General features: G+C 60.2%; 20 protein-coding genes. 7 read left to right on the forward strand and 13 right to left on the reverse strand.

Annotated elements, in window-relative coordinates; genetic code table 11:
- The first annotated feature begins 212 nt into the window (after positions 1–212).
- The 3 genes from hemL to BOH68_RS17500 all read left to right on the forward strand — a co-directional run bounded on the left by hemL (position 213) and on the right by BOH68_RS17500 (position 3,742).
- Positions 213–1,505 (forward strand): glutamate-1-semialdehyde 2,1-aminomutase, encoded by a 1,293-nt coding sequence (gene hemL / locus BOH68_RS17490; RefSeq protein ID WP_077379776.1) that lies wholly within the window; start codon positions 213–215, stop codon positions 1,503–1,505.
- A gap of 128 nt (positions 1,506–1,633) precedes the next feature.
- On the forward strand, positions 1,634–3,211 hold the full coding sequence (locus BOH68_RS17495) for a bifunctional aminoglycoside phosphotransferase/ATP-binding protein (protein WP_240499628.1): 1,578 nt from the start codon (positions 1,634–1,636) through the stop codon (positions 3,209–3,211).
- Positions 3,212–3,331: 120 nt separating this feature from the next.
- Positions 3,332–3,742, forward strand: a complete 411-nt coding sequence (locus tag BOH68_RS17500; RefSeq protein ID WP_077379774.1) for a hypothetical protein — start codon at positions 3,332–3,334, stop codon at positions 3,740–3,742.
- A gap of 149 nt (positions 3,743–3,891) precedes the next feature.
- On the opposite strand, the gene BOH68_RS17505 is transcribed toward BOH68_RS17500, so the two are convergent.
- The 7 genes from BOH68_RS17505 to BOH68_RS17535 all read right to left on the reverse strand — a co-directional run bounded on the left by BOH68_RS17505 (position 3,892) and on the right by BOH68_RS17535 (position 9,897).
- Positions 3,892–4,998 carry a hypothetical protein gene (locus BOH68_RS17505; protein WP_077379771.1) on the reverse strand — a complete coding sequence of 369 codons (1,107 nt, stop codon included), beginning with the start codon at positions 4,996–4,998 and terminating at the stop codon, positions 3,892–3,894.
- A gap of 266 nt (positions 4,999–5,264) precedes the next feature.
- On the reverse strand, positions 5,265–5,753 hold the full coding sequence (locus BOH68_RS17510) for a hypothetical protein (RefSeq protein ID WP_077379769.1): 489 nt from the start codon (positions 5,751–5,753) through the stop codon (positions 5,265–5,267).
- Between the two features lie 356 nt (positions 5,754–6,109).
- Positions 6,110–6,946 (reverse strand): CsgG/HfaB family protein, encoded by an 837-nt coding sequence (locus BOH68_RS17515; protein ID WP_077379767.1) that lies wholly within the window; start codon positions 6,944–6,946, stop codon positions 6,110–6,112.
- 27 nt (positions 6,947–6,973) lie between these two features.
- Positions 6,974–7,387, reverse strand: a complete 414-nt coding sequence (locus BOH68_RS17520) for a curli assembly protein CsgF (protein WP_077379765.1) — start codon at positions 7,385–7,387, stop codon at positions 6,974–6,976.
- A gap of 78 nt (positions 7,388–7,465) precedes the next feature.
- Positions 7,466–7,969: a CsgE family curli-type amyloid fiber assembly protein gene (locus BOH68_RS17525; RefSeq protein ID WP_077379763.1), complete on the reverse strand. Its 504-nt coding sequence runs from the start codon at positions 7,967–7,969 to the stop codon at positions 7,466–7,468.
- 11 nt (positions 7,970–7,980) lie between these two features.
- Positions 7,981–8,664: a LuxR C-terminal-related transcriptional regulator gene (locus tag BOH68_RS17530; RefSeq protein ID WP_077379761.1), complete on the reverse strand. Its 684-nt coding sequence runs from the start codon at positions 8,662–8,664 to the stop codon at positions 7,981–7,983.
- 582 nt (positions 8,665–9,246) lie between these two features.
- Positions 9,247–9,897, reverse strand: a complete 651-nt coding sequence (locus BOH68_RS17535) for a LuxR C-terminal-related transcriptional regulator (protein ID WP_077379759.1) — start codon at positions 9,895–9,897, stop codon at positions 9,247–9,249.
- Positions 9,898–10,380: 483 nt separating this feature from the next.
- Here BOH68_RS17535 and rdgB point away from each other — a divergent pair, with 483 nt between their 5' ends.
- The 4 genes from rdgB to BOH68_RS17555 all read left to right on the forward strand — a co-directional run bounded on the left by rdgB (position 10,381) and on the right by BOH68_RS17555 (position 14,822).
- Positions 10,381–11,001, forward strand: coding sequence for an RdgB/HAM1 family non-canonical purine NTP pyrophosphatase (gene rdgB, locus BOH68_RS17540; protein ID WP_077380010.1), 621 nt, complete (start codon positions 10,381–10,383; stop codon positions 10,999–11,001).
- A complete protein-coding gene (gene hemW, locus BOH68_RS17545) occupies positions 11,001–12,200 on the forward strand; it encodes a radical SAM family heme chaperone HemW (protein ID WP_077379757.1) in 1,200 nt (399 codons plus the stop codon). The genes rdgB and hemW overlap by 1 nt, the downstream gene beginning before the upstream one ends.
- A gap of 84 nt (positions 12,201–12,284) precedes the next feature.
- Positions 12,285–12,947, forward strand: coding sequence for an OmpA family protein (locus tag BOH68_RS17550; RefSeq protein WP_077379755.1), 663 nt, complete (start codon positions 12,285–12,287; stop codon positions 12,945–12,947).
- Positions 12,948–13,187: 240 nt separating this feature from the next.
- Complete coding sequence (locus BOH68_RS17555; protein WP_077379752.1) at positions 13,188–14,822, forward strand: 23S rRNA (adenine(2030)-N(6))-methyltransferase RlmJ; 1,635 nt, start codon at positions 13,188–13,190, stop codon at positions 14,820–14,822.
- Between the two features lie 136 nt (positions 14,823–14,958).
- On the opposite strand, the gene BOH68_RS17560 is transcribed toward BOH68_RS17555, so the two are convergent.
- From BOH68_RS17560 to rpmH, 6 genes are all read right to left on the reverse strand, one after another.
- Positions 14,959–16,803, reverse strand: coding sequence for an ABC transporter ATP-binding protein (locus BOH68_RS17560; RefSeq protein WP_077379750.1), 1,845 nt, complete (start codon positions 16,801–16,803; stop codon positions 14,959–14,961).
- Positions 16,800–18,698, reverse strand: coding sequence for an ABC transporter ATP-binding protein (locus BOH68_RS17565; protein WP_077379748.1), 1,899 nt, complete (start codon positions 18,696–18,698; stop codon positions 16,800–16,802). Before BOH68_RS17565 ends, BOH68_RS17560 begins: the two co-directional genes overlap by 4 nt.
- A 136-nt stretch (positions 18,699–18,834) precedes the next feature.
- Positions 18,835–20,253: a tRNA uridine-5-carboxymethylaminomethyl(34) synthesis GTPase MnmE gene (mnmE, locus tag BOH68_RS17570; protein WP_077379746.1), complete on the reverse strand. Its 1,419-nt coding sequence runs from the start codon at positions 20,251–20,253 to the stop codon at positions 18,835–18,837.
- 215 nt (positions 20,254–20,468) lie between these two features.
- The gene (gene yidC, locus BOH68_RS17575) at positions 20,469–22,133 is read right to left on the reverse strand and encodes a membrane protein insertase YidC (protein ID WP_077379744.1); all 1,665 of its coding nucleotides are present in this window, start codon (positions 22,131–22,133) and stop codon (positions 20,469–20,471) included.
- A 118-nt stretch (positions 22,134–22,251) separates the two neighbouring features.
- A complete protein-coding gene (gene rnpA / locus BOH68_RS17580) occupies positions 22,252–22,641 on the reverse strand; it encodes a ribonuclease P protein component (RefSeq protein ID WP_077379742.1) in 390 nt (129 codons plus the stop codon).
- 11 nt (positions 22,642–22,652) lie between these two features.
- Positions 22,653–22,787: a 50S ribosomal protein L34 gene (gene rpmH, locus BOH68_RS17585; RefSeq protein WP_043331656.1), complete on the reverse strand. Its 135-nt coding sequence runs from the start codon at positions 22,785–22,787 to the stop codon at positions 22,653–22,655.
- Positions 22,788–23,627: the final 840 nt, after the last annotated feature.

The raw sequence follows: 23,627 nt of genomic DNA on the forward strand, positions 1-23,627 counted from the left end.
CGGCTGCATCCTGCCCGTGAGTCGCGTTAAGCTGTCGCCATCAAGCGCATCAGGTTATCCACAACGGCTGATGTCTCGCGGCTGGGTGCTCCCATCCTCGGCAGTTGTGGATAACGCGATATCTCGTTTATCCACACCGTCTTGAGTCATCAATGACTCTTTCCCATTTTTCGCGGCCGTCGTGCCGCACCGTGTCCCTCAAGAGGTATGTCATGACCACGTCCGCTGCCCAGTTCGAACGCGCCAGCCGTCACATTCCCGGTGGCGTCAATTCGCCGGTTCGCGCCTTCAAGGGACTGCATCGTCCGCCGGTGTTCATCGATCATGCCAAGGCCGCCTATCTCTTCGATGTCGAAGACAAGCGCTATATCGATTACGTCGGTTCCTGGGGACCGATGATCACCGGCCATGCCGATGAAGACGTGCTCAACGCCGTGCGTGAGCGACTCGAGAGCGGTCTGTCCTTCGGTGCGCCCACCGAGATCGAATCCGAGATGGCCGAGCTGATCTGCGAGATGCTGCCAAGTCTCGACATGGTGCGCATGACCAACTCCGGCACCGAAGCCACCATGTCGGCGATCCGCCTGGCGCGTGGTTTCACCGGTCGCGACAAGATCGTCAAGTTCGAAGGCAACTACCATGGCCACTCGGACTCGCTGCTGGTCAAGGCCGGCTCAGGTGCATTGACCCATGGCGAGCCCAGCTCCCCGGGCGTGCCGGCCTCGCTCGCCGAGCACACCATCACGCTGGACTACAACGACGCCGAAGGTGTGCGCCGTTGCTTCGCCGAGCTGGGTGATCAGATCGCCTGCATCATCGTCGAGCCGGTGGCCGGCAACATGAACTGCATTCCGCCGGTGCCTGGCTTCCTGGAGAGCCTGCGTGAAGTGTGTGATGCCCATGGCAGCGTGCTGATCCTCGATGAGGTGATGACGGGCTTCCGTGTCGCGCTGGGTGGCGCTCAGGCGCATTACAACATCACGCCGGACCTGACCTGCCTGGGCAAGATCGTCGGCGGCGGCATGCCGGTGGGCGCCTTCGGTGGCAAGCGCGAGATCATGCATCATCTCTCGCCGCTGGGCCCCGTCTACCAGGCGGGCACCCTGGCCGGCAATCCGCTGGCGATGGCTGCCGGGGTCGCGCTGCTGCGCAAGCTCCAGGCACCGGGCTTCCATGCCGAGCTGACCCGCAAGGTCGAGATGCTGTGTGACGGCCTGGAGAGTCGTGCCAAGGCCGCCGGCATCGCCGCGATCACCCAGCGGGCAGGTGGCATGTTCGGACTGTTCTTCACGGATCAGTCCGCGGTCACCGATTTCCAGTCCGCCACGCGTTGTCGCCAGGAAGACTTCGCGACCTTCTTCAACGGCATGCTGGCAGAGGGAGTCTATCTGGCGCCGTCAGCCTATGAGGCAGGTTTCATGTCCGCCGCCCACAGCGACGAGGATATCCAGGCCACTCTTGAGGCTGCCGAGCGCGTCTTTGCACAGATGGCAGCCTCGGCCTGAGTCGGTCAGACGGTAGAAGCCGGTATCGACCCGCTCGGCAGGCTGCCGGGCGGGCCGCCATCCGGTACACTTGCCGCCAACGATAGCGATTGCGCTAATGACCCTATAGCCAGCTTGCCTTAGCGGAGATGACCTTGAGCCAGGCCCTGATTCGAGCCCTTCACACCGCCGATTGCTTCGATCACCCCGTGAAGGATATCGAAGTGCACGAGACGCACATCTCGTGGATCGTGCTGACCGGCGACTACGCCTACAAGATCAAGAAGCCGCTGGATTTCGGCAGCTTCCTGGATTTTTCCACGCTGGAGCGTCGCAAGCACCTGTGTGAACAGGAGGTGCGCCTCAATCGCCGTCTGGCACCGACGCTCTATCTGGATACCGTGCCGATTTCCGGTACGCCGGAGGCGCCACGCATCAATGATGAGAGTGCCGTCTTCGAGTATGCGGTGAAGATGCGTCAGTTCTCCAACCGGCACCTGTTCAGCGCCTTGCAGGCCAGCGGTGAGCTGTCGCTGGAGCTGCTGGACGACCTGGTCGATCAGCTGGTGGCCTTCCACGAGCAGGCTGAACGCATCCAGGGTGACAGTGATCTTGGCAGCCCGCAGATGGTCAGCCGTACCATCGACAATGAGTTCACGTTGATTCGTCCGCGGCTCGAAGAGGAGGCTGCGCTCAAGCGTCTGGCGCTGTTGCAGGAGTGGACGGAAGAGACCTTCCAGCGTCTCCAACCGGAATTCGAGCGTCGTTGGCAAGAAGGCTTCGTGCGCGAGACCCATGGCGACATCCATCTGGGCAACGCCGTACGTCACGAAGGCCGAGCCTTGCTCTTTGATGGTATCGAGTTCAATGAAGAGCTGCGCTGGAACGATGTCGGCTGTGATCTGGCCTTCCTGGTGATGGATCTGGAAGCCCGCGATGAGCCGGCCTTCGCCCATCACGCCCTGAATCGTTACCTGGAGCTTTCGGGTGATTACTCGCTGGTGCGTCTGCTGCCGTACTACAAGATCTATCGCGCGCTGATTCGGGCCAAGGTCGCGATGATTCGCTATCACCAGCCGGAGTTGAGTGACGCGGATCGTCTCGACGTGATGGCGGAGTATGAGCGCTATATCGAGCTGGCGGAGCGCTACAGCGAGATCCGCTTCCCGTACATGATCATCGGCGTGGGGGTCTCCGGTAGCGGCAAGAGTCGCTTCACCGAAGAAATGGTGCGTGAGCTGGGGGGTGTGCGCATCCGCAGCGATGTCGAGCGCAAGCGCCTGTATGGCTTTGCCGCGGATGCCGACACCGGCTCGGGTCTCAATGGTGGCATCTATACGCCGCAGGCGACGCATGCGACCTACGAGCGGCTGTCGAATCTGTCAGCCACCCTGCTGGAATCGGGAATCCCCGTCTGCATCGATGCCACCTGCCTGAAGAAATCACAGCGTGATCGTCTGCGTCACGAGGCAGAAGCCCGTGGCCTGCCCGTGCTGATGATCAGCTTCGAGGCCGATGAGGAGACGCTGCGCAGGCGCATCGTCAAGCGCAGTCAGCGTAGTGGCGAGGCGTCCGAGGCGGGGCTTGAGGTGCTGGACAAGCAATTGGCCAATCGTGAGCCGTTCGCTCCTGAGGAGCATGGTCAACTGATCCATATTGACACGACAGCGCCCAACGCTAACGTAACGTTGGCACGCTTGATCCGCGAGCAGCTTAGACTGCACTAAGCCCAACGACATGCTGAAAGGAGCATGGCGAGTGATCGTCATGCTCCTTTCATTTTTGGCAAATGCTTGCACGAATCCCCGATCTGCATTTGAGAACTCTGCATCAGATAAGGAAATACCATGCGTCATAATCTTGCACCTACCGCTGCCGTCGCCATCAGCCTTGCACTGCTCGCCGGTTGCTCAAGTCAGCCTTCCACGGCGGATCTGATGCGGGGGCAGGCAGAGGAAGCCAAGGCTGTCGCCCAGGTGCGCGATCAACTGGCCGACCAGTGGGAAGAGGGCAAATCACTGGTCGCGGCAGGTGAGAAACAGATCGTCAGTGGTGAAGATCTCGTCGATGACGGAGAAGCCAATATTCGCAAGGGCCAGGCCTTGATCGAAAAGGGCAACAAGCAGATCAAGAAAGGCAAGGGCCGTATCACCAGTGGCAACAAGCAGGTCGCCCAGGGTCGCAAGATGGTGGATGAGAGCCTCTCGACCTATCGCCAGTCTTTCCCGGAACAGTCCGTGACACTGGAAAAGAAGTAACCCGCCATCGCGATAATCATTTCGCAGCTGATACTGGAAGGCCGCTGACATTCGTGTCGGCGGCCTTTTTCTTTGATGCCATCACCAGAGCTTAAAGACGAAAAACCCCGCTTGCGCGGGGTTCTGTAAGACATCTTGGCTGGGCATGATCAGTACTGCATCACGCTCGCCACGTTGCCACCGCCGGTCTGGGTCACGCTGGCCGTGTTCATCGCACCGGACTGCACGACGTGAGCACGGTTGGCGACGAAGCTCAGGATGCCACCGGCCTGCTGAAGGACTTCGGAGCTGTGGCCAGAGCCAGTCTGTTGGACGCGGGCGTGATCGTTGTAGCCAGTCTGGGTGATCAGAGAGTCACTGTTGGTACCACCTTGCTCGACGATGGCGTAGTTGGAATATCCGCTCTGACTGTTGATGGCCAGATTCTCGCTTCCCGTCTGGCTGATGTCGGAGTACTGCAGCATGTCTGACTGAGTCACCCGCGCAGTGTTGTTCGCATTGCTCTGATTGACGAGCGAGTCATGGGAGCTGCCGTCCTGAGTGACTCGTGCGACTTGATTTGCACCGGCCTGGTTGACGGTTGAATCGATACGTGAGCCGGTCTGGGTCACGACGGCAAGGCCCAGTTCACCGGTCTGTGAAACCGTGGAGTTGTTGAAGCGTCCTTCCTGAGTGACACGTGCACGGTTGTACTCACCGGTCTGCATCACATCCGAGGCGTGCTGGTAGCCGGTCTGGGACACCCGGGCAATCGCATAACTGCCTTGCTGAGTGGCCATGGAATCATTGAATACCCCTGTCTGTGTCACGACCAGAGTATTTTCACGCCCTGCCGGCGAGCCGCTGGCACCCTGCCAGGATTCAGAGTGGTTGGCAAAACCATCCTGGGTGACGCGGGTGAGGTGCTTGTAGCTCTTCTGGTTCAGGTCAACGGAATTGTAGGCACCCGTCTGATTGACGATACCGGTGTTGGTGCTGCTGTACTGCTGTGATTTTACCTTGTTGGCACCCCCCAGCTGATTGACGCGAATCGTATGATTGACGCCGTTCTGATAGGTGTTTGCCTTGTTGAAAGCCCCTGTCTGGTCAATATCACTGTCATGTGAGCTGTTGAGCGAGCCGCCATCTCGAGACGTCTGACCTACCTTGGCCTTGTTCATGAAGCCGGTCTGGTCGACATCTGATGTGTTGTTGTCTGCCATGGCGTGAGAAGAGATGGCGATGGCAGCAGCGAGAAGGCTGATTTGAATCTTCATGGTAAGTTCCCTTGTATTGATATTGGTGTCTTCTGTTTTTTATTATGTATTACGTGTGATGCGTCCCCATGGCATGACGGAGATCATGCCGATACTGCTCGGTTGGCGCCGTACTTCAGCGCCGTGATATCAGAGGTTGGTGATGTCATCAGTCCAGCGTTGAAGGTGACATTCCCATTGAATTCGATGCCTTTGTTTCCGGCGCTTTATTCTCGTCTGTTCATTTTCAGCGCATGCATCCGAGAGCGTGATGAACTCAATCAGGTTCATTGTTGAATGACCTGGACCTGCATACGGCCGCGTGCATGCTGGATGATGCTGACGGGCACCTGACTGCTGCCCTGTTGAAGCAGCATCGCGCCTCCCCCCAGTCCGGTCTGCTGAATCAGCGCGGACTGGGAGATGCCCTGTTGCGCGATCAAGGCATCATGACCCTGGCCTTGCTGGAGTATGTTTGCCTCATTCAGGGTGCCATCTTGCAGGATATAGGCGCTGTTTCCGCTTCCCTGCTGCACACTGATCGCCGTATTCATGACGCCTTGCTGGGCGATCATCGAGACGTTGGCCAATCCATGTTGAGAGAGAGTTGCCTCATTGCGGAAGCCATGCTGAGCAATGTCGGCGACGGAGCGGGATGACTCCAGTTCTGAACGGATCGCCAGGTCGCCCGCCATGGCAAGCAAGCTGAAGGTGGAAGCTGCGAATAATAATCCTGCCTGAGATAATCTCTGTCGCGGCTTGCTATCCAGACTCATGGTATCGACCTGTTTTGATCACGTTACTGATGGACTTACTATTGATCTTTACAGGAGCTGGTGCCATCAGCTGTTTTGAGGGTTATGAGAGTGAGAAGAGACTGTCTTTTATCGTCAATCTTGAGGAGGGAGTTAGTGAGTAATAATGGTGTCATTCCCAACAGAATGATGAGGTGGCTCGCTTCGCGAAGACTCAGACCATTAATACTTAAGAAATTCACTTTAATCTCATGTAATTTCAGGTGTTGTTTTTCTCAATCGTATCAATATGTTCAATGATATATAAAAAAGGCACCCTATAGAGGGTGCCTTTCATGACAGAAGAGCCAGCCGGATATTGAGTGTCTTCGCTCGCGTTACAGCATTGGCGTGGGCGCCTGGAGATAACTCATCAGTTCCGACTTCTGCATGTCCGCCGGGTCTGCCAAGGCCCATAGCTGGCGCTCCACCCCTTGAGCAATCAGGTGGATGACAGCGGCCTCGATGGCCGACATCACGGCTAGCTGGACTGGCTCATTGTTGGTATAGCCTGTCTCCATTTCCAGCAATCGACTGAAATCGATGAAGCGATAGACGCCCGCTCGAAGCTCGCGAGAGTAGATCGTCTTGCTGGTATTGACGTTGGCGATGACCTGGCCGGTGGTGATATCCACTGCGCGCAGATTCACGGTCACCTGGTCGACCTGATACTGACCCGATGCCCCGATACCGAAGTACTCTGCCCCAGAGCCACCTGTCCTGACATTGGAATCAAAGGCGATGATGCCGCCTTCGAAAAGCAGGTTGGCTGCCTGCAATGCCTCAATATCCCCCTGGCCGGTTCTCTCCAGATTGGCCCGGATGATCTTGCGTTCCGTGAGCAGGTTCTGCAGGCCCACACGCTCCAGAGGAATGAACCAGCCGGAGTCGGAGAGAGCGGCACTCAGCATGGCCGCCCCTCCCTGGGTCACTGCCGTGGAGAAGGTACTGGCCGGAGCCGGTCGGTACTGGCCTGTCTGGTCCCGGAAATCGTAGATGGCGACGGGAATTCGCCCGGCTGGTGGCGGGAGATTGATCAGATCGTTGTAGGTGGTGGTTCTTGGCATCAAGGTGCTGGGCATCCCTGCCAGCCCCTCGGTATGCGCCACCATGGGAGCACAGCCCGCAAGCGCCAGGCCGGTCACGGCCATCAGCGAGGTAAGCATCTTCTTCATTCGCGATACCCTTCATCAGAAGTCGTGTCAGAACGCATTGCCTGAGGTGCCAAGATTGATGACGGTCGTTTCTCCGGTCGCACGATCCAGCACCTGCATGGAGAAACCGCCATTGCCGTTACTGACGACCTCGACACGCAACTGGGCGCTGTCGATCACGCTGGTACGGCCTGGCTCACTGGTATCGACGGCATCGGTGATGGCGTCGGAGACCAGGCTGTTGCGAAGGTCACTGATGAAGAGTTCTGTCTCTGAAAGACTGTCGAACGAGTAGGCATCGGGATCCTCATGGGTATCCTGTGCCTGGGCCTTGCTGAGCAGATAGCTGCCATTGAGAGGGTTGCCGCCGAAACTTGGATTGACGGGCTGATAGATGAGTTCGCCGGCATATAGCGGCATCGCCGATAACAGCAACGACACCGCGAGTGTCTGATGCTTCATGATGTTCCCCTGTTCCCTTGCACATTGTCAGGGTCTTCGTGATCGAAGCCCTTTTATTATGGATTCAACCTGTGCTTTTCAGAATTCATCGCCCGCCATGTCCGGATCGTCCTGGAGTGCTTCCAGCACCTTGCGACGCAGGAACTGGTTGGAGACGGTGGTAACGGCTGAGCTTGCGTAGAGGTCGACGTCATTCACTCTCGGGGGCAGGGTCGCCTCATAGAGAACGGTATTGCCCTCCGTGATCCAGATGAGGCTGCCCCAGCGTGCCGAAGGACGCTCGTGAATACTCAGAGAGGTGTTTCTCAGGGCTGGACTATCAAGGCGTTGCTGGCTGAATTGACGATAGAAGGTCTTGCCGATCATCGTCATGGTGCGATCTATCATCACCCCGTTCAGGCCATCACTGAGTCTGGCGCGAGGCCGCTGGATGGCGACCCCATCGTGGCCATCCGCCCGGGCCCCGCTGCCTTCGCTGGCAACCGAGACTTCTGGTTTCACCGCCTCCGGCGCTGATTGCGCGGAGGCATGCGACATCAGGGAAAGTGCCAGTCCCCATGCAAAGGCATGGTGGACAACCATGCCTGCGGCGCTCACGACATCTGTGCTCGACGAGCGATACGCGGTGTGCGTGATACCGGCATGGCAAGGTTCTGGCGAGCCCAGTTCATGGCCTGGATGCGATTGTGCACCTTGATCTTGCGGAAGATGTTGTAGAGGTGTGACTTGACCGTATGTTCGCTGACGAACAGCTGGTCTGCTATCTCGGTATTGGAGGCACCCGTGCCCAGCAGGCCGATGATCTCTACCTCGCGCTGCGTCAGACCGCAGACGGGGCGATAGGCGTTCAGCTGCTGACGACGGTAGAAGTCCAGCAAGCGAGTCATCAGCGGGCGGGACATCCACATGTCGCCTTCCAGCAATTTCGCGATTCCCTTGCTGATCAGCGACAGACTGTCCTGACGATAGAAGACACCCTGCAGGTGCGTGCTGACCAGCAGGCTTGCGGCCTCTTCCTCATCACTGATGTTGATCGCTGCCAGCTCGGCACTGGCATCCTGACTGGCATCAGCATCCCAGCGTTGCATCGTGGTCTCGTCGACGTGGTCGGTATCGAGAAGCACGATCGTCCTGTCTGCCTGCCCTGGGGTGTAATCCTCGTCGGGGCTTGCGGAAGCCACCTGACACTCAAGCTGCTGGCGAATGTAATCCATGAACAGCGCTGACTGCGGATTGCAGTCAGTCACCAGCAGCACCATTGCATTCCCTGTAATCATGGTGCGAGACCTCTGAGTTGTCTTACCGATTTTCTTGGCGGAGCCATTGCGAAAGTGGTTGGAGATGTTGCTGTGACGAGTGGCACTCCTCTGCGTCGGGCATTACGCATCGGGCACCCCTTTATATTTGCCTGATAGGCACGATAAGGCAACCTATATTCAGCACTTGCTAAACTATTAGATTTGTTATTGCTAAATTTGATATGGCGGATTCTGGAAAATAACAACGAAAACAGCACCTAATCCATGATAGGGGTATCTGTCGCCTGACCTTCATCCTGGTGAGTGCAATAAAAACCAGACCATTGCGCTTTTAGGGTTAGGGCTTCTGTTGGTACGAAGGTACCACAAGTCTAATGCCTTCGTGCATCGCTTCCATATCGTTGTGTAATAGGCCTTGTTTTTTTGTAACTGAAGGGTGCGGCCGTGACTGAAAAGCGACGCACTCTGCCAGGATTTCAGAACTAGATCACTCGAATGGAGTGCTTACTACCTGCAAGAGCCCTGCAGGAGTGCTGGTAGTCACTGTGTGATGCGTCGGTCTGGCCTACGCCAGTCGCTCGTATCAGATCGCCCCGAATTTCAGGTTTCCGGGTTCGGTGATCGATGGGGGGCGTGCTGCGGGAGGTAGAGATTGAGATGCTCGTGCGCCCACTCGATGGCCTGATGCCGGTTGTGAACCCTGATTTTACGAAAGATATTATATAAATGAGACTTTACCGTGTGCTGACTGAGGTTCAAACGTTGAGCAATATCGACATTACTCTGTCGAGTGGCGATCAGGGATAATATTTCCAGTTCCCTTTGCGTCAATCCCATGACAGGTTGGAAGGCGATCTGTTGTTGTTGACGATAATGACGAATCAGCGATTGCATCAATTTTCGCGATAACCATATCTCCTCGTCCAGCATCGCCTTTATACCCTGACTTATCTGAGAAAGATTATCATGTCGGTAGAAGATGCCGTTCAAGGGAACATGCAAAAGCAGGGCGATGGCAGCGTCCTCATGCTCGACATTGAATGCGGCTGACCTGGAAAGCGAGCTCCAGTGGGTCATCTTCGCCAGGTCGCATTGTGCGCTGTCGATCAGCACCAGATTCGGCGTGGCAGGCGTGTCGGCCTCCCTGTCGCAGGCTTCCACGGAGCATTGAAGCTGTTCATGCAGATAATCGACAAACAGCTCAGTCTGTGGAGACAAGGCGGTCACGAACAGGACTTTGGTCGTTTGCATGGGGCACTCCTGCCGTGGTGTCAGAACCTGATGGAACGGTGACAGACCGAAGGATGTAGTGCTTGCCAGGTCAGCGAGTCATCACTCTCAGTCTAGACAAGCGTGATGAGGCGATGCCGTCCTTGGATAGTGCCAGATGGCATAAGAATCTCTTCTTGTTATTCTTTGAATTAGCCCTTTGGGATCAGTGGGTTGGGAGGAGCCCTGGGAAGGTGTCAGTCTTGGTGGGTAACAGGCATAGTGAAATCCCGTGTTGGGATGAGTGGAGATTGGTAAGCCATCGAGCATCCGGGGGCAGACGAGCTCAAGTGAGCCGGGTGATTTTCGTGAGGCTTCAATACCAGTTTGCTCAGTCAGAATGAAAGCTGCCCCGCGTGTACCTATCGGACTCACACGATAGAATGTGTCTTGTACCCTCTGCCTGTTTTCATGATGTTCTCGCAGGGTCGCACGTTTCTTCTGACACCACCCCCGGAGATGTTCATGTCTGCCTCATCACTTGTGCTGGCCAGCGGCAATGCTGGCAAGCTGCGGGAATTCGCTCGCTTGCTGGCTCCACTGGGTATTGCCCCGATTCCTCAGAGCCAGCTGGGTGTCAGTGATGCCGAAGAGACCGGGTTGACCTTCGTCGAGAATGCCTTGATCAAGGCGCGTCATGCCGCCGCCATCACCGGACTTCCGGCACTGGCCGATGATTCGGGGATCGAGGTCGATGCGCTGGACGGCGAGCCCGGTATCTACTCGGCACGTTTCGCCTCGCGTCGTCAGCAAGGCCAGGGAGATCAGGACAACAATGCGGCCTTGCTGTCAGCGCTGGAAGGTGTGCCGGAGGAGGCGCGTACGGCGCGCTACTGGTGTGTGCTGGTCTACCTTCGGCATGCGGCAGACCCTGTCCCCATCATCGTGCAGGCCAGCTGGGAGGGCCGGGTGCTGACCGCTCCGAGTGGTGATGGCGGTTTCGGCTATGACCCCCTCTTCTGGTTGCCAGAGCAGGGCATGAGTGCGGCACAGCTTGAGGCATCCACCAAGAATCGACTCAGTCACCGGGGCCGTGCCATGCAGCAGCTGCTTCAAGCATTGACCGCTGCAAGTGAGAGCGCTTGATGTCCGTCGAGTCGTTGCCGCCGTTATCCCTCTATATTCATGTGCCGTGGTGCGTGCGCAAATGTCCTTACTGTGATTTCAATTCCCACGGTGTGGGCCGCGATGCCCATCTGCCGGAAGTGGAGTACATCACGGCACTGCTGGCGGATCTGGACCAGGATCTCCAATGCCTCCAGGGGCAGCCTGAGCGTGAACTGCAAAGCATCTTCATCGGTGGCGGGACCCCGAGCCTGCTGAGCGGGCAGGCCTACCAGCGGCTGTTCGATGGCATTCGCGAGCGCGTGGCACTGTCCGAGGGATGCGAGATCACGCTGGAGGCCAATCCCGGTACGCTGGAACAAGGCCGCTTCGCTGCCTATCGCGCTGCCGGCATCAATCGGCTGTCCATCGGGGTACAGACCTTCCAGCCGGAACAGCTCAGCGTACTGGGGCGTATCCACTCCGCACAGGAGGCCGAACGGGCGGTTGCCAGCGCACGTGCCGCCGGTTTCGACAACTTCAACATCGACCTGATGCATGGCCTGCCGGGGCAGACATTGGAAACGGCACTGGATGACATCCAGCGCGCACTGGCGCTCAAGCCCACTCATCTCTCGTGGTATCAACTGACGCTGGAGCCCAATACCGAGTTCTACTCGCGCCCCCCGGTGCTGCCGGAAGATGATCTGCTGTGGGACATTCAGGATCATGGTCACGAGATGCTGGAGAGCGGCGGATTCCGTCGCTATGAAATTTCCGCCTACGCCCTTGAGGGGCGAGGGGCACGCCACAACCTGAACTACTGGAAATTCGGAGATTATCTCGGCATCGGTGCGGGCGCGCACGGCAAGCTGACGCTGGCGAAGACGGACAGCAGCGGGAACTTCACTGGCGAGCTGCAGCTCCAGCGACGCTGGAAGAGCCGGCAGCCCCAGGCCTATCTGCGTCGCATGCAGGACCCGCGTGGCTTCATTGCCGGTCAGCAGGAGATCGCCCCGGAAGAGCTGGCACTCGAGTTCATGATGAATGCGCTGCGTCTGACGGATGGCGTCAGCTTCGAGGAGATGCGCCGCACGACCGGGCTTGAGCGCGAGGCCTTGGAGCCGGGGCTGAGTCTGGCGCGCGCGCGCGGGCTTATCGTTGAGGATGACGCGCTGTTGCGTGCCTCGCCGCAGGGCTTATTGTTCCTCAATGACCTGCTGGCCATGTTCGACACCTGAACGATCAGGCATGATCACACCAGAATGTGGCACTACGCCGATGTCGTCTTGCCATCCATGAGAGTGAAGATAGGGAGCGTTACCATGAAGAAGTCCGTACTCCTGGCCCTGCCGCTGGCAGCTGCCGTCGCGATGGCGGGTTGCACCACGACCAACCCGTATACCAATGAGCAGCAGACCTCCAGTACGGCCAAGGGTGCCGGTATCGGGGCTGTCGTTGGTGCCATCGCCGGGGCGACCAAGAGTGGCAACCATCGTCTCGACAAGGCGCTGATCGGCGCGGCAGCCGGCGCGGCAGCCGGTGGTGGCATCGGGTATTACATGGATGTCCAGGAAGCCAAGCTGCGTGATCAGCTGCAGGGCACCGGCGTCAGCGTGACCCGTGTCGGCGATCAGATCATCCTCAACATGCCGTCCAACGTCACCTTCGGTTCCGATTCCAGCACTTTGTCCGGCCAGATTCAGCCGGTCATGGATGGTGTGATCACGGTTCTCAAGGAATATGACGAGACTCGCGTCAACATCGCGGGCTATACCGATTCCACCGGTGCCAGCAACTACAACCAGAATCTGTCCGAGCTGCGTGCCCAGGCGGTCGGCAACTATCTGGCCAGTGGTGGCATCGCCTTCAATCGTCTGAACATGCGTGGTTATGGCGAAGCCAGCCCGGTGGCATCGAATGATACCCAGTCCGGTCGTGCACAGAACCGTCGCGTCGAGATCACTCTGACTCCGCTGGAAAGCTGAGTCTCAGCCAGCTGTCCTGACGGCAGCGGGTCGCATCGATGTTTCAGACAAGGCCTGCGCTTCGGCGTGGGCCTTGTCGTCTGTGAAGGACGGCTTTTGGGGTGACAAGTGACCATCTCTGCTATCCTTCAGCCCCTTCAGCGGTCTTCATCCATCGGTCACTTTGGCTGAAGCCACCGCCCCCAGATTTCTGTCCAGCCGGCATCATGCCGCTGACATCGCCGTATCAAGGAGGCGCATTTGCTCGCCTATCAGCACGCCTATCACGCCGGCAACTTCGCCGATCTCCACAAACACCTGCTGGCCAATACGCTCGCCGAGCATCTATTACGTAAAGAGTCGCCTGTTACGTTCATCGATACCCATGCCGGACGCGGCTGGTATCCCCTGGCGGCACGTGAAACAGAGCAATTGCGCGAGTATGAGCAGGGCGTGTTGCCAGTGTGGCAGGTGCGCGATCGCTGGCTGACGGACGCGGGCGAACCTGCCCCGGGTGCAGCGGACAAGCCGCTGGCACGCTGGTTGGCCAGGCTGGCCGACATGCAGCCCGAGAGTGGCAAGGGAGCGCCGTCCACGTTGAGCGTTTATCCCGGCTCGCCCTGGTGGTTGAGCCAGGCGTTGCGTCAGGGGGACAGGCTGCTGGCGTATGAACTGCATCCGGGTGAGATCTACCACTTCGACCAGGCGCCGGTGCAGCGTGACAGTCTTGGCAAGGTGATGCGCCGCCAGCAGGACGGGCTGTCTGGCCTGTTGGCAGCAGTGCCGGTCACCACGCCGCGTGTCGCGGTGCTGATCGACCCCAGTTACGAGCTCAAGAACGATTACCGTGATGTGGCGGATGTCGTGGTCGAGACGCTGCGCAAGTCTCGTCATGCCACCATCATGATCTGGTATCCGCTGCTGCCGGCCGGTCGTCAGCATGACCTGCTCGAGCGCCTCAAGAAGCAGTCGCCCGCGCCGATGTGGCGCAGCGAGCTGGTGATTGACTCGCCCGAGGGCGATCACGGCATGTATGGCTCTGGCATGCTGGTGATCAATCCTCCGTGGCAGTTCGATCGTCAGTTCTCTGATGCCATGCAGGAGGTGGTCGAGGTGCTCAAGGGCGCACTGCCGGCTCCGCAGTCCGTTGCCGTCGAGCACAAGGGCCTGTGGTGGTTGTCGGAAGAGGTCGCACGAGCGCGCAGCGAACCCAAGCCGATGCCGCGCGAGCGGTTGCTGGCGCTGCGCAAGCTCAACCAGAAGGTCAAGCGCGACGCCGACGTGGAAGTGACTCAGGCCAAGCCCAAGCGTGAGAAGCTCAAGCGCGGAGAAGGCTGGGCCAAGCCGCGCGTCCGCAATGACAGCGCGACGCCCAAGGCCAAGGGCAAGCGTCATTCCGCGACGGCCAAGCCGAAGACCAGCATCAAGGCGCAGATCAAGGACCAGGTGCATGGGCATTCCGCCCCCAGTGAGAAGCGGGTCAGCGAAAAGCCCGCCGAGCGCAAGTCGACGTCTCGCCCCGAGCCGGCACAACCGCGTGGCAAGGGCGAGATGGCGGGCAAGGCTGCAGGCAAGGATTCTGCCAGCTGGAGCGACTGGTCTTCCAGCATGCCGGGCAAGGGGCGCCGTGAAGGCTCCACTCGCGTCAGCAAGCGCAGTACGCCGGCGATTGGCCGCGATGGTCAGGTCAATTCTTCCAGCACCACCAAGTTGCCCAGGAAGTATGCCGCCAGGCAGCGCCCTGAAGACACCAGCGACGTCGGCAAGCCGCTGGATGCCCGTGAGGCGCGTGCCCTGCGTGAGAAGCAGGAACACAATGCCATGAAGGGCAAGGCGACCAAGGGAAGCCCCGACAAGGGGCAGGGCAGCAAGCCGCGCGGTCCGCGCAAGCCCTGAAGGTCGGCGTGAGAGCTGAAGGCGGAAGCCTGCCACTCAGGCTTCGCAGAACAGACGCCCCCACAGGCGAAGCCTGTGGGGGCGTCTTGCGTGATCCAGTTCATGTTCACATGAATGATCAAGGCGACGCCTCGCGTCAGTGGGGAATATCTTCCTGCCACAGGCGCTGGTAGAGGCCGGGCGTCGTCATCAATTCTTCGTGTGACCCCAACTGCGTGATGCGCCCCTGTTCCAGCACCAGCAATCGATCTGCGTCCCGCACCGTGGCCAGACGATGTGCCACCACGATCAGGGTCACCTCGCCGCGCAACTCCTGCAGCGCCTGCTGCAGCAGCGCCTCGGTATGGCTGTCGATGCTGGCGGTGGCCTCATCCAGCAGCAGGACGCGTGGGGTGGCCACCAGAGCACGGCCGAGCGCCAGCAACTGCCGCTCCCCGGTGGAAAGGCTCAGGCCTCGCTCGCCCAGCAGCGTATCGAGGCCCTCCGGCAGTCCGCGGATCAGCGGCGTCAGGTGTGCCTTGTCCAGCACCATGTCCAGCCGTGAATCGCTGATCTCGCGTCCCAGCAGCAGGTTGTCGCGCAATGTCGTGGCACGGATGAAGGGCTCCTGGGGAACGATGGCGATGGCCGCTGCGCGTTGGTGTGCTGACCACTCTCCCAGTGGCCGTCCATCCAGCCGGAGTTGCTCGCGGTGAGCCGGGCGCTGACCACTGAGCAGGTCGAGCAGGGTGGACTTGCCACTGCCGGTCGGACCGACGACCCCCAGAAATTCACCACTTTCGATCATGAGCGTGATGCCATCCAGCGCAGGGGCTTCTGCCCCCTGGTGCCAGTGGGTCAGATGCTCGAGCTGATAGTGACCACTCGCCAACGTCGTGATGACATCTGTCTCGCTCGCTCGTGCTGACGCCGGCGTGGAGGAGGGGGCAGCCTTTGCCCCGGACTCCGTCATCGTCCCCGCCGCTTCCCCTTCCCGCGGAGTCTCCAGCACTTCTTCCAGACGTCCGGCGGCTACCAGCGCTGACTGGAAGACCTGCAGGCGTTGGGTAATCTCGATCAGCGGTTCGCTGATGCGCCCCAGCCAGGCGATGAAGGCATACAGCACGCCCAGCTCAGCGCCTCCGCCCAGTTCACGCAGCCCGAAGACCGCGACCAGTGTCAGCGTGATCAGCATGGCCATCAGGTCGATGGCGGAACGCAGCAACAGGCCCGAGACGCGTACCGTGCGCATGCGCGCTGAATATTGCGCGAGATTGAGGCGATGATAGCGCTCGCCGAAGCGCGTCGTCTGGTGGCTGGCCTGCAGGACACTCATCCCGCCGATCGCCTCGGCGATACGTGCATTCTGAAAGGCGCGCAGTCGGCGTACTTCACTGGCAGCACGACCGGAGAAACGCTGATAGAGCCAGATCAATCCGATGGAAAGCGGAATCAGTGCCATCGCGATGAGCGCGAGGGTGCCATCCATCAACGCCATGGCCGACAGTATGCCAATCAGCAGCACCACGTTGCCGACCAGCGTGGCCAGCACTCCGACATACAGCTCCTTCAGGGACTCGGTATCGTTGGTCACGCGTGCCACCAGTTCACCGGCCGCCAGAGTGTCCAATGTCGTCAGTGGCTGATGGAGAAGGTGAGTGAAGACTCGCTCACGCAGATCGCGCACGCTGGCGAGGGCCAGGCGTGCGAAGCGCAGTTGCTGCAGATAGCGCCCGGCGGCTGCCCCACCCTGGGTGATCAGGTACAGACCCATCAGCCCTGCCAGTGCCTCGGGGGCCAGATTGCCGGGAATCAGGTGTTCATCCAGGTAACGCTGTGTCAGCCACGGGCCGAGGACGTCCAGCGCCGTGGCAACGATCAGGATCGACAGCGCGCGCAGGACATCCCCCAGGCGCTGCCTCAGCGGTTGCCACAGCAGTATCAGGCGGCGACGGCTGAGCAAGCGTGATGTCACGGGAGCCTTGGATTGCGTGTGACTCATGAGCGCACTCCCTGCGGTGCATCGCTGTCCCGGTCTGCCTGCTGGGCCTGCCAGAGTCGCCAGTAGGCGCCACGCGCCTCGAGCAGCGTCCGGTGATTGCCCTGTTCAAGAATGCGCCCGTCCTCGAGGACCAGAATGCGCTGACAGCGCTGGACGGCTGACAGACGATGACTATTGATGATCAGCGTGCGCTGTCGTCCCTGGCGCTCAGAGTGTTGCAGACGTGCCAGCGTGGTCAGCAGGGTGCGCTCGGTGACCTGATCCACGGCGGACAGGGTGTCATCCAGCAGCAGGATGGGAGCCTCGGTGAGCAGACTGCGCGCCAGTGCCAAGCGTTGACGCTGGCCGCCGGAGAGCGTGATGCCACGCTCTCCGATCATGGTATCGAGCCCGGCGGGAAGACGCGCGAGATCATTGTCGAAGGCGGCGGCGCTCAACGCCTGGCGTATCCGCGCATGGCTGGCCTCGGGACACGCGAGGGCGACATTGTCGGCCACCGAGAGCGCAAACAGGAAGGGATCCTGCGGGACGAGCGAGAACTGGCCACGCCATGCGCGAAGTGTGTACTCACTTGCGGGGTGACCTCCCAGTGTCAGCGTTGCCTGGTCGTCTGACAGCGGCCAGCTGCGAGACAGCAGGCGCAGCAGCGTGGACTTGCCGCTGCCGGTCGCACCGACGATTCCCAGGCTTTCCCCTGCCGCCACCTCAAGCGAGAGCGGTCCAAGAGAACGCTGCTGGCTTCCGGGGTAGTGGAATTCCTTGATCTCAAGGCGGAGTGAGTGGTCGCTCACTTCATCCCGTGTGCCGGTATCCTGCAGCGCTTCCGGGGCCGCATGGAAGATGGCCAGGCGACGAGCGGCCGCCGCACCACGCTGCAGGATGTTCAGGCACCAGCCGAGCGCGAACATCGGCCAGATCAACTGGGCGAGATAGAGCGAGAAGCTGGTCAGTTGTCCAAGCGTGATGGCCTCCTGGAGATAGCGCCAGCTGCCGATGCCCAGCGTCAACAAGGTGGCCATCGAGAGCGAGAGAAACACCACGGGGCTGAAGGCGGCCTCGAGTGTCTGGACGCGATAATCCACGCGTTCGGCGGCCGCGGCGCGTTTCGAGAAGGCGCGGGCTTCGTCATCGAGCAGCGCATGACTCCTGAGCATGCGAATGCCGGCGAAGGCTTCCTGGGTCTGGTCGTTGAGGTCCGAGAAGCGTTCCAGCGATTCGCGAAAACGCAGTCCGATACGTCGGGAGATTCGGGCAAAGGCCCAGGCCATGAAGGGGAACGGCAGCAAGGCAAGCAATGTCAGCGGCACATCGATCGCGAACAGCATGATGCCCAGCACCAGTACGAAGGTCATGGCGCCATCGACGCTGGACAGCACACCTTCTGCGGCGGCCATCTCCACGGCATCGATGTCCTGACTGGCGTGCGCCATCAGGTCTCCGGTGCGATGACGCTGATAGAAGCCGGGGTCCAGGCGTGTCAGCTTGGCGTGAAAGGCATCACGCTGCTCCGTCCCCAGCCGATAGGCGGTCCCGAACAGCGCCACGCGCCAGGCATAGCGCAGGGCGTAGAGCGCGAGGCCCGCTGCCACCAGCCACCACAGGCGGGTCAGCAGGGCATCATGATCCAGACTGCCATCACGCAGGGCATCGATGGTGGCGCCGATGGCCCACGGCAGCAGCAGATTCAGCCCCGCGACCCCGATCAGGAACGCGATGGCCAGCAGGTAGCGGGGCCAGTGGCGGGTGAAGAAATCGAGCAGCAGATGTCGCAATGGGGCCTCGGGAAGAGGCCCTGTGCTCAGCTCGGCGGCGGGGTTCGGCGGGAGTGAGGTGCTGGAGTCACGGGACTCGCGATGGGAATCCTGCGGCCTGTTCGATGTTGCGCGTCCCGCCATGTCGACTCCCTGTCTGCCCCTGCCCATCTTCGCCACTCGGAGATGTTCGGCAGAGGCAGTATAACGAGAGTCTGTCCGCCAGACGCAAGCGCTGGCGGCGGGAGGCTTTCGGGAGGAGAAGGTCAGTCCGGCGGGATCACTTGCCGATGCAGAAGCTGCCGAAGATTTCCCCGAGCAGATCATCGGCCGAGAATTCACCGGTGATCTCGGACAGCGCCATCTGGGCAGCACGCAGGTCTTCGGCCAGCAGCTCCCCCGCCGCGACGCCAAGCAGCTGGGCCTCACCGTTGTCGAGAGACTCGCCGGCACGCTCCAGCGCATCCAGGTGACGGCGGCGGGCGCTGAAGCGACCTTCGGCCGTGCCGGTGAAGCCCATGATGTCCTTGAGGTGATCACGCAAGGCATCCAGGCCCTGATTGTCGCGCGCCGAGATGCGCACCACGCTGGCCTGATGACGTGCCTGCTCGGCATCGCCATCCTCGATGGCAGTGACGTTGGTCAACCCGGGCGTCTCGCCGCTGGTGTCGATCTTGTTGCGGACCAGCGTCAGGCGTGACGGATCCGGCAGGCGTGCGACGAATTCCGGCCAGATCTCCATCGGGTCGGTGGCTGGCGTGGTCGCGGCATCGACCAGCAACAGGACGCGATCCGCCTTCTCGATCTCGTCCCAGGCGCGCTGCACGCCGATGCGCTCGACGGCATCCGGGGTGTCTCGCAGGCCGGCGGTATCGATGACATGCAGTGGCATGCCATCGAGGTGGATGTGCTCACGCAGCACGTCGCGCGTGGTGCCTTCGATGTCGGTGACGATGGCGGTGTCCTGCTCGGTCAGCGCATTGAGCAGGCTCGACTTGCCGGCATTGGGGCGGCCGGCGATCACCACCGTCATGCCCTCGCGCATCAGGGCACCCTGGTTGGCGGCGGCGCGCACGCCCATCAGCTCGGCCTTGACCTCATTGAGGCGCGCCGCGACATGCCCGTCGGCCAGGAAGTCGATTTCCTCTTCCGGGAAATCGATGGCGGCCTCGACGTAGATGCGCAGCTCGATCAGGCGCTGTACCAGCGCACTGACACGCGTCGAGAACTCGCCCTTGAGCGAACGCAGCGCATTCTCGGCCGCCGCGCGTGAGCTGGCATCGATCAGGTCGGCGATGGCTTCGGCCTGGGCGAGATCCAGCTTGTCGTTCAGGAAGGCACGCTCACTGAACTCACCGGGGCGTGCCAGGCGTGCGCCCAGCTGCACGCAGCGCTCCAGCAGCAGATCCATGATCACCGGGCCACCATGCCCCTGCAGTTCCAGCACATCCTCGCCGGTGAAGGAATTCGGGCCCTTGAAGTAGAGCGCGATGCCTTCGTCGAGGGCGATGGGGTTGCCCTGGGTGTCCAGTCCCATGAACGGGCCATAGTGGGCATGACGCGGCGGGGGGCACTGGCCCAGCATGGCCTGGGCGATGGCCTGGCAGGCCGGCCCGGAGACACGGATGATGCCGACGCCACCACGGCCGGGCGGAGTGGCCAGTGCCGCGATGGAGTCAGGCTGGTAGGCGGTAGACATGCAGAAACCTCGGGCACGAAGCCGGAATGAAGGTGTAGGGGATGGGCGCTATTGTCGCGGCTGACGCCCCGCGACAGCAAGCGGGGGTGTGTCCGGAAGCATCAGCTGGCAGCAGGGCGGTCACGATCGCTCGAGAAAACAGAGACCTGAAACGCCACGACCCCCGCCAGAGGCGAGGGTCGTGGGTGAGTCATGTCAGGCGAACCTGAAAGGCATCATGCGCCTTTCTTGGTCGGCTCGGCATTCTCGATCTGACGGGTGATGACGTACTGCTGAGCGATCGACAGCGTGTTGTTGACGATCCAGTACAGCACCAGACCAGCCGGGAACCACAGGAAGAAGAAGGTGAAGACGATGGGCAGCATCTTCATGATCTTCGCCTGGGTGGGGTCCGGAGGCGTCGGGTTCAGCAGCTGCTGGATGAACATCGTGAGACCCATGACGATGGGCAGGATGAACAGCGGATCCTTCACGGAAAGATCCTGAATCCACAGCATGAACGGCGCGTGACGCAGTTCGACGGACTCCATCAGCATCCAGTAAAGGGCGATGAAGACCGGCATCTGGATCACGATCGGCAGACAGCCGCCCAGCGGATTGATCTTCTCCGTCTGGTAGAACTTCATCATCTCCTGGGAGACCTTCTGGCGGTCGCTGCCGTACTTCTCCTTGATGCGCTGCATCTCGGGGCCCATCTTGCGCATCTTGGCCATCGAGCGGTATGCGGTCGCGGAGAGCGGGAACAGCACGACCTTCACCAGCACGGTCAGCAGGATGATGGAGGCACCCCAGTTGCCGACCAGCGCGTGGATGTGCTCCAGCAGCCAGAACAGCGGATTGGCCAGGAACCACAGCCAACCGAAGTCGACCACCAGTTCCAGATAGGGCGCGGTCGCTTCCAGCTGGTCCTGATCCTTCGGTCCGACGTACAGGGTGGCGCCGAGCTCAGCCTGCTGACCGGCCGCGACCTGAGTGGTCGGGCTGGCGAAGGCCGCCACGTTGCGGTTCTGCTTGTCGACGCTGGTGTAGTACAGATTCTTCTGATTGTCAGCCGGCACCCAGGCAGACACGAAGTAGTGCTGGATCATGGAGACCCAGCCACCCTGGATGTCGACATTCTTGAAGCTGCCGTCCTGGATATCTTCGAAATCCACCTTCTGGTAGTGGTTCTCTTCTGACGAGAAGGCCGCACCCAGATAGGACTTCATGCCCATGCCGCCACCGGTGGACGGGTCGGCACTGTTGTCGCGAGCCAGCTGACCGATGAAGCGTGCACCGACCGGCTGCTGGGACTGGTTGTCCAGCAGATAGTCAACCTTGAGCTGGTAGCTGTCCTTGCTGACGGTGAAGCGCTTGATGATCGCGACGCCGTTGACGTCGGCCTTCAGGTCCACCTGCAGGCTATCGTCATTCTCGCCCATGAGGTAGCTGTTGCTATCGGCGGAGAAGGCGATACGTCCCTTGTGACCATCCAGCTGCAGGCCGGACTTGGCCACGTAGCTGCGTGACTGATTGTCAGACAGCAGGACGAAGGGGGCTTCAGAGGTGTTGTTCTGCTTGTGCTCGAGCAGGGCGGCATAGACGACGTCGCCACCCTGCGGGTCGATACGCAGGTCCAGCACGTCGCTCTTGACTTCGATCAGGCTGTTGCTCGGAGTACTGGTCGCACTGTCCGGCGTTGCAAGACCGGTATCGCCGCTGGAAGCATTGCTGCTGCTCGGAGCCTCAAGGCCCTGGGCAGTGGCGTTGGCAGCCTGAGAGGCCACCTGGGGAGCCTGTGTCTCTGCAGCGGGCTGGTCGTAATCCTTGTTCCACTGGACGACCAGCAGATAGGCGACAACCGCAAGCGGAATCACGAGGAGTAATCGTTTGACATCCATTGTGTATACCCGGTGGAGGGTGAATCAATCTGGCGGGAGTCAGATGAGTCCGGGTACGAACGGTGGGGCGCATAACGAAAAAAACGCCACATGCCGGACGCACCGGAGAGGTGTCGCGTCAGGCAGGTGGCGTTGACTTGGCCGCTTTCAGACGTCTGGCATCCTTCTCCAGACGAGCCCACATGCCGTCAAGCTGGCGATGCAGTGTCTCGTTGTCCAGCTCATTCACACCTCGCTTGGCCAATACGACGATGTCGACGGCCGGAAGGCGATGCTGGCGGAGGCGAATGGATTCGCGTGTCAGACGTTTGAGGCGGTTGCGATCTACGGCACGGCGCACGTTCTTCTTGCTGAACACCAACCCCAGGCGGGCATGTCCCAGGTCGTTCGGACACGCCAGAGCCAGAAGCCCCTTGCCGTGTACCTTGAGGGTGGTGTGATCGAAGACGTGCCGGTAATCCCCGGCAGTCAGCAAGCGAAGCTGCCGGGGAAATCCCTGACGGGACATCCGGGCCTCGATCAGGCGCTCAGACGCTTACGGCCTTTCGCACGACGACGCTGGATGACCTCACGGCCACCTTTGGTCGCCATACGAGCACGGAAACCGTGTGTGCGCTTGCGCTTCAGGACGCTCGGCTGAAATGTGCGTTTCATAGCTGCTTCTTCCCACGTGGTTGTTTGGAAAAGGTCAACGAATGTTGCCCTGTATCCACATGAGGACAGGGCAGATTGGTCAGGGGCAGGGATTCTAGTGAATCTGCAAGTCGCTTGCAATGTCGCGTGAGAAGTTGTCCACAGCCGTTTCCCGACATTTCACTGCTGATTCGTGCCACGCCGCCCGTCAGCTGGCGTTTCTCACGGCTATCGAGCCAGCCACGGAGCACGTGTGCAGGGCCAAAAAAATCCTTGTCGAGAAAGGAGAGGAGAAACTGCGCCTCATGCTGACCGAGGGGAAGACTTGCGAAGGGGGGGGCGGCGACTCGTGCATCGGGTCCCGCTCTTTCGGGGGATAGCCCCTGCCTCCCGGGCTGTCTTGCCCGACCAGCGAATGACAGATTCGCGGCAGGAAAGCACCGGTGGATAACCTTGCCTGTGCGTGCGTCGCCACCTCCTCGAGAGGGAAAGCGCATTCCCGAGCAAGGCCCTCGCTATCATTGCTACAGAAAGGTAGTTCTGAATATACAGTAACTATAAAGGAGGGAAGATTCTGTGGATAACCTGTTTTTGTCGAAGAAGTTCAATCTACTGCCCTCAGGATATCCCTGATGATAAAGGGTGAAGAACCTGAGTTCAGCCTGTGCATGACACTGTGCATAAGTATCGCCTTATCCCCAGCGGTCCAGATGGCCTCCATCACTCCCCAGAATGTCCAGATGGCAGAAGAATCTTGATACCCAGGTTGTCCACAGTGGATTTCCCTGCCGATGTCGTGTGGATAACTCGTGGCTTGGCCTATACAATGGCCGCCCCTTTGATCACTGGATGTGAGGTCGC

The sequence above is a fragment of the Cobetia sp. MM1IDA2H-1 genome (genome assembly GCF_002916775.2).
Taxonomy (GTDB): Bacteria; Pseudomonadota; Gammaproteobacteria; order Pseudomonadales; family Halomonadaceae; genus Cobetia; species Cobetia marina.

Excerpts from the sequence above, each read along its gene's own strand:
- BOH68_RS17495 (WP_240499628.1), top strand. The coding sequence starts at position 1,634 with ATGACCTTGAGCCAGGCCCTGATTCGAGCCCTTCACACCGCCGATTGC.
- BOH68_RS17510 (WP_077379769.1), bottom strand. The coding sequence starts at position 5,753 with ATGAGTCTGGATAGCAAGCCGCGACAGAGATTATCTCAGGCAGGATTA.
- hemW (WP_077379757.1), top strand. The coding sequence starts at position 11,001 with ATGTCCGTCGAGTCGTTGCCGCCGTTATCCCTCTATATTCATGTGCCG.
- BOH68_RS17525 (WP_077379763.1), bottom strand. The coding sequence starts at position 7,969 with ATGGTTGTCCACCATGCCTTTGCATGGGGACTGGCACTTTCCCTGATG.
- BOH68_RS17500 (WP_077379774.1), top strand. The coding sequence starts at position 3,332 with ATGCGTCATAATCTTGCACCTACCGCTGCCGTCGCCATCAGCCTTGCA.
- rpmH (WP_043331656.1), bottom strand. The coding sequence starts at position 22,787 with ATGAAACGCACATTTCAGCCGAGCGTCCTGAAGCGCAAGCGCACACAC.
- BOH68_RS17535 (WP_077379759.1), bottom strand. The coding sequence starts at position 9,897 with ATGCAAACGACCAAAGTCCTGTTCGTGACCGCCTTGTCTCCACAGACT.
- yidC (WP_077379744.1), bottom strand. The coding sequence starts at position 22,133 with ATGGATGTCAAACGATTACTCCTCGTGATTCCGCTTGCGGTTGTCGCC.
- BOH68_RS17560 (WP_077379750.1), bottom strand. The coding sequence starts at position 16,803 with ATGAGTCACACGCAATCCAAGGCTCCCGTGACATCACGCTTGCTCAGC.
- mnmE (WP_077379746.1), bottom strand. The coding sequence starts at position 20,253 with ATGTCTACCGCCTACCAGCCTGACTCCATCGCGGCACTGGCCACTCCG.
- BOH68_RS17565 (WP_077379748.1), bottom strand. The coding sequence starts at position 18,698 with ATGGCGGGACGCGCAACATCGAACAGGCCGCAGGATTCCCATCGCGAG.
- BOH68_RS17520 (WP_077379765.1), bottom strand. The coding sequence starts at position 7,387 with ATGAAGCATCAGACACTCGCGGTGTCGTTGCTGTTATCGGCGATGCCG.
- rnpA (WP_077379742.1), bottom strand. The coding sequence starts at position 22,641 with ATGTCCCGTCAGGGATTTCCCCGGCAGCTTCGCTTGCTGACTGCCGGG.
- BOH68_RS17530 (WP_077379761.1), bottom strand. The coding sequence starts at position 8,664 with ATGATTACAGGGAATGCAATGGTGCTGCTGGTGACTGACTGCAATCCG.
- BOH68_RS17505 (WP_077379771.1), bottom strand. The coding sequence starts at position 4,998 with ATGAAGATTCAAATCAGCCTTCTCGCTGCTGCCATCGCCATCTCTTCT.
- BOH68_RS17515 (WP_077379767.1), bottom strand. The coding sequence starts at position 6,946 with ATGAAGAAGATGCTTACCTCGCTGATGGCCGTGACCGGCCTGGCGCTT.
- BOH68_RS17550 (WP_077379755.1), top strand. The coding sequence starts at position 12,285 with ATGAAGAAGTCCGTACTCCTGGCCCTGCCGCTGGCAGCTGCCGTCGCG.
- hemL (WP_077379776.1), top strand. The coding sequence starts at position 213 with ATGACCACGTCCGCTGCCCAGTTCGAACGCGCCAGCCGTCACATTCCC.
- rdgB (WP_077380010.1), top strand. The coding sequence starts at position 10,381 with ATGTCTGCCTCATCACTTGTGCTGGCCAGCGGCAATGCTGGCAAGCTG.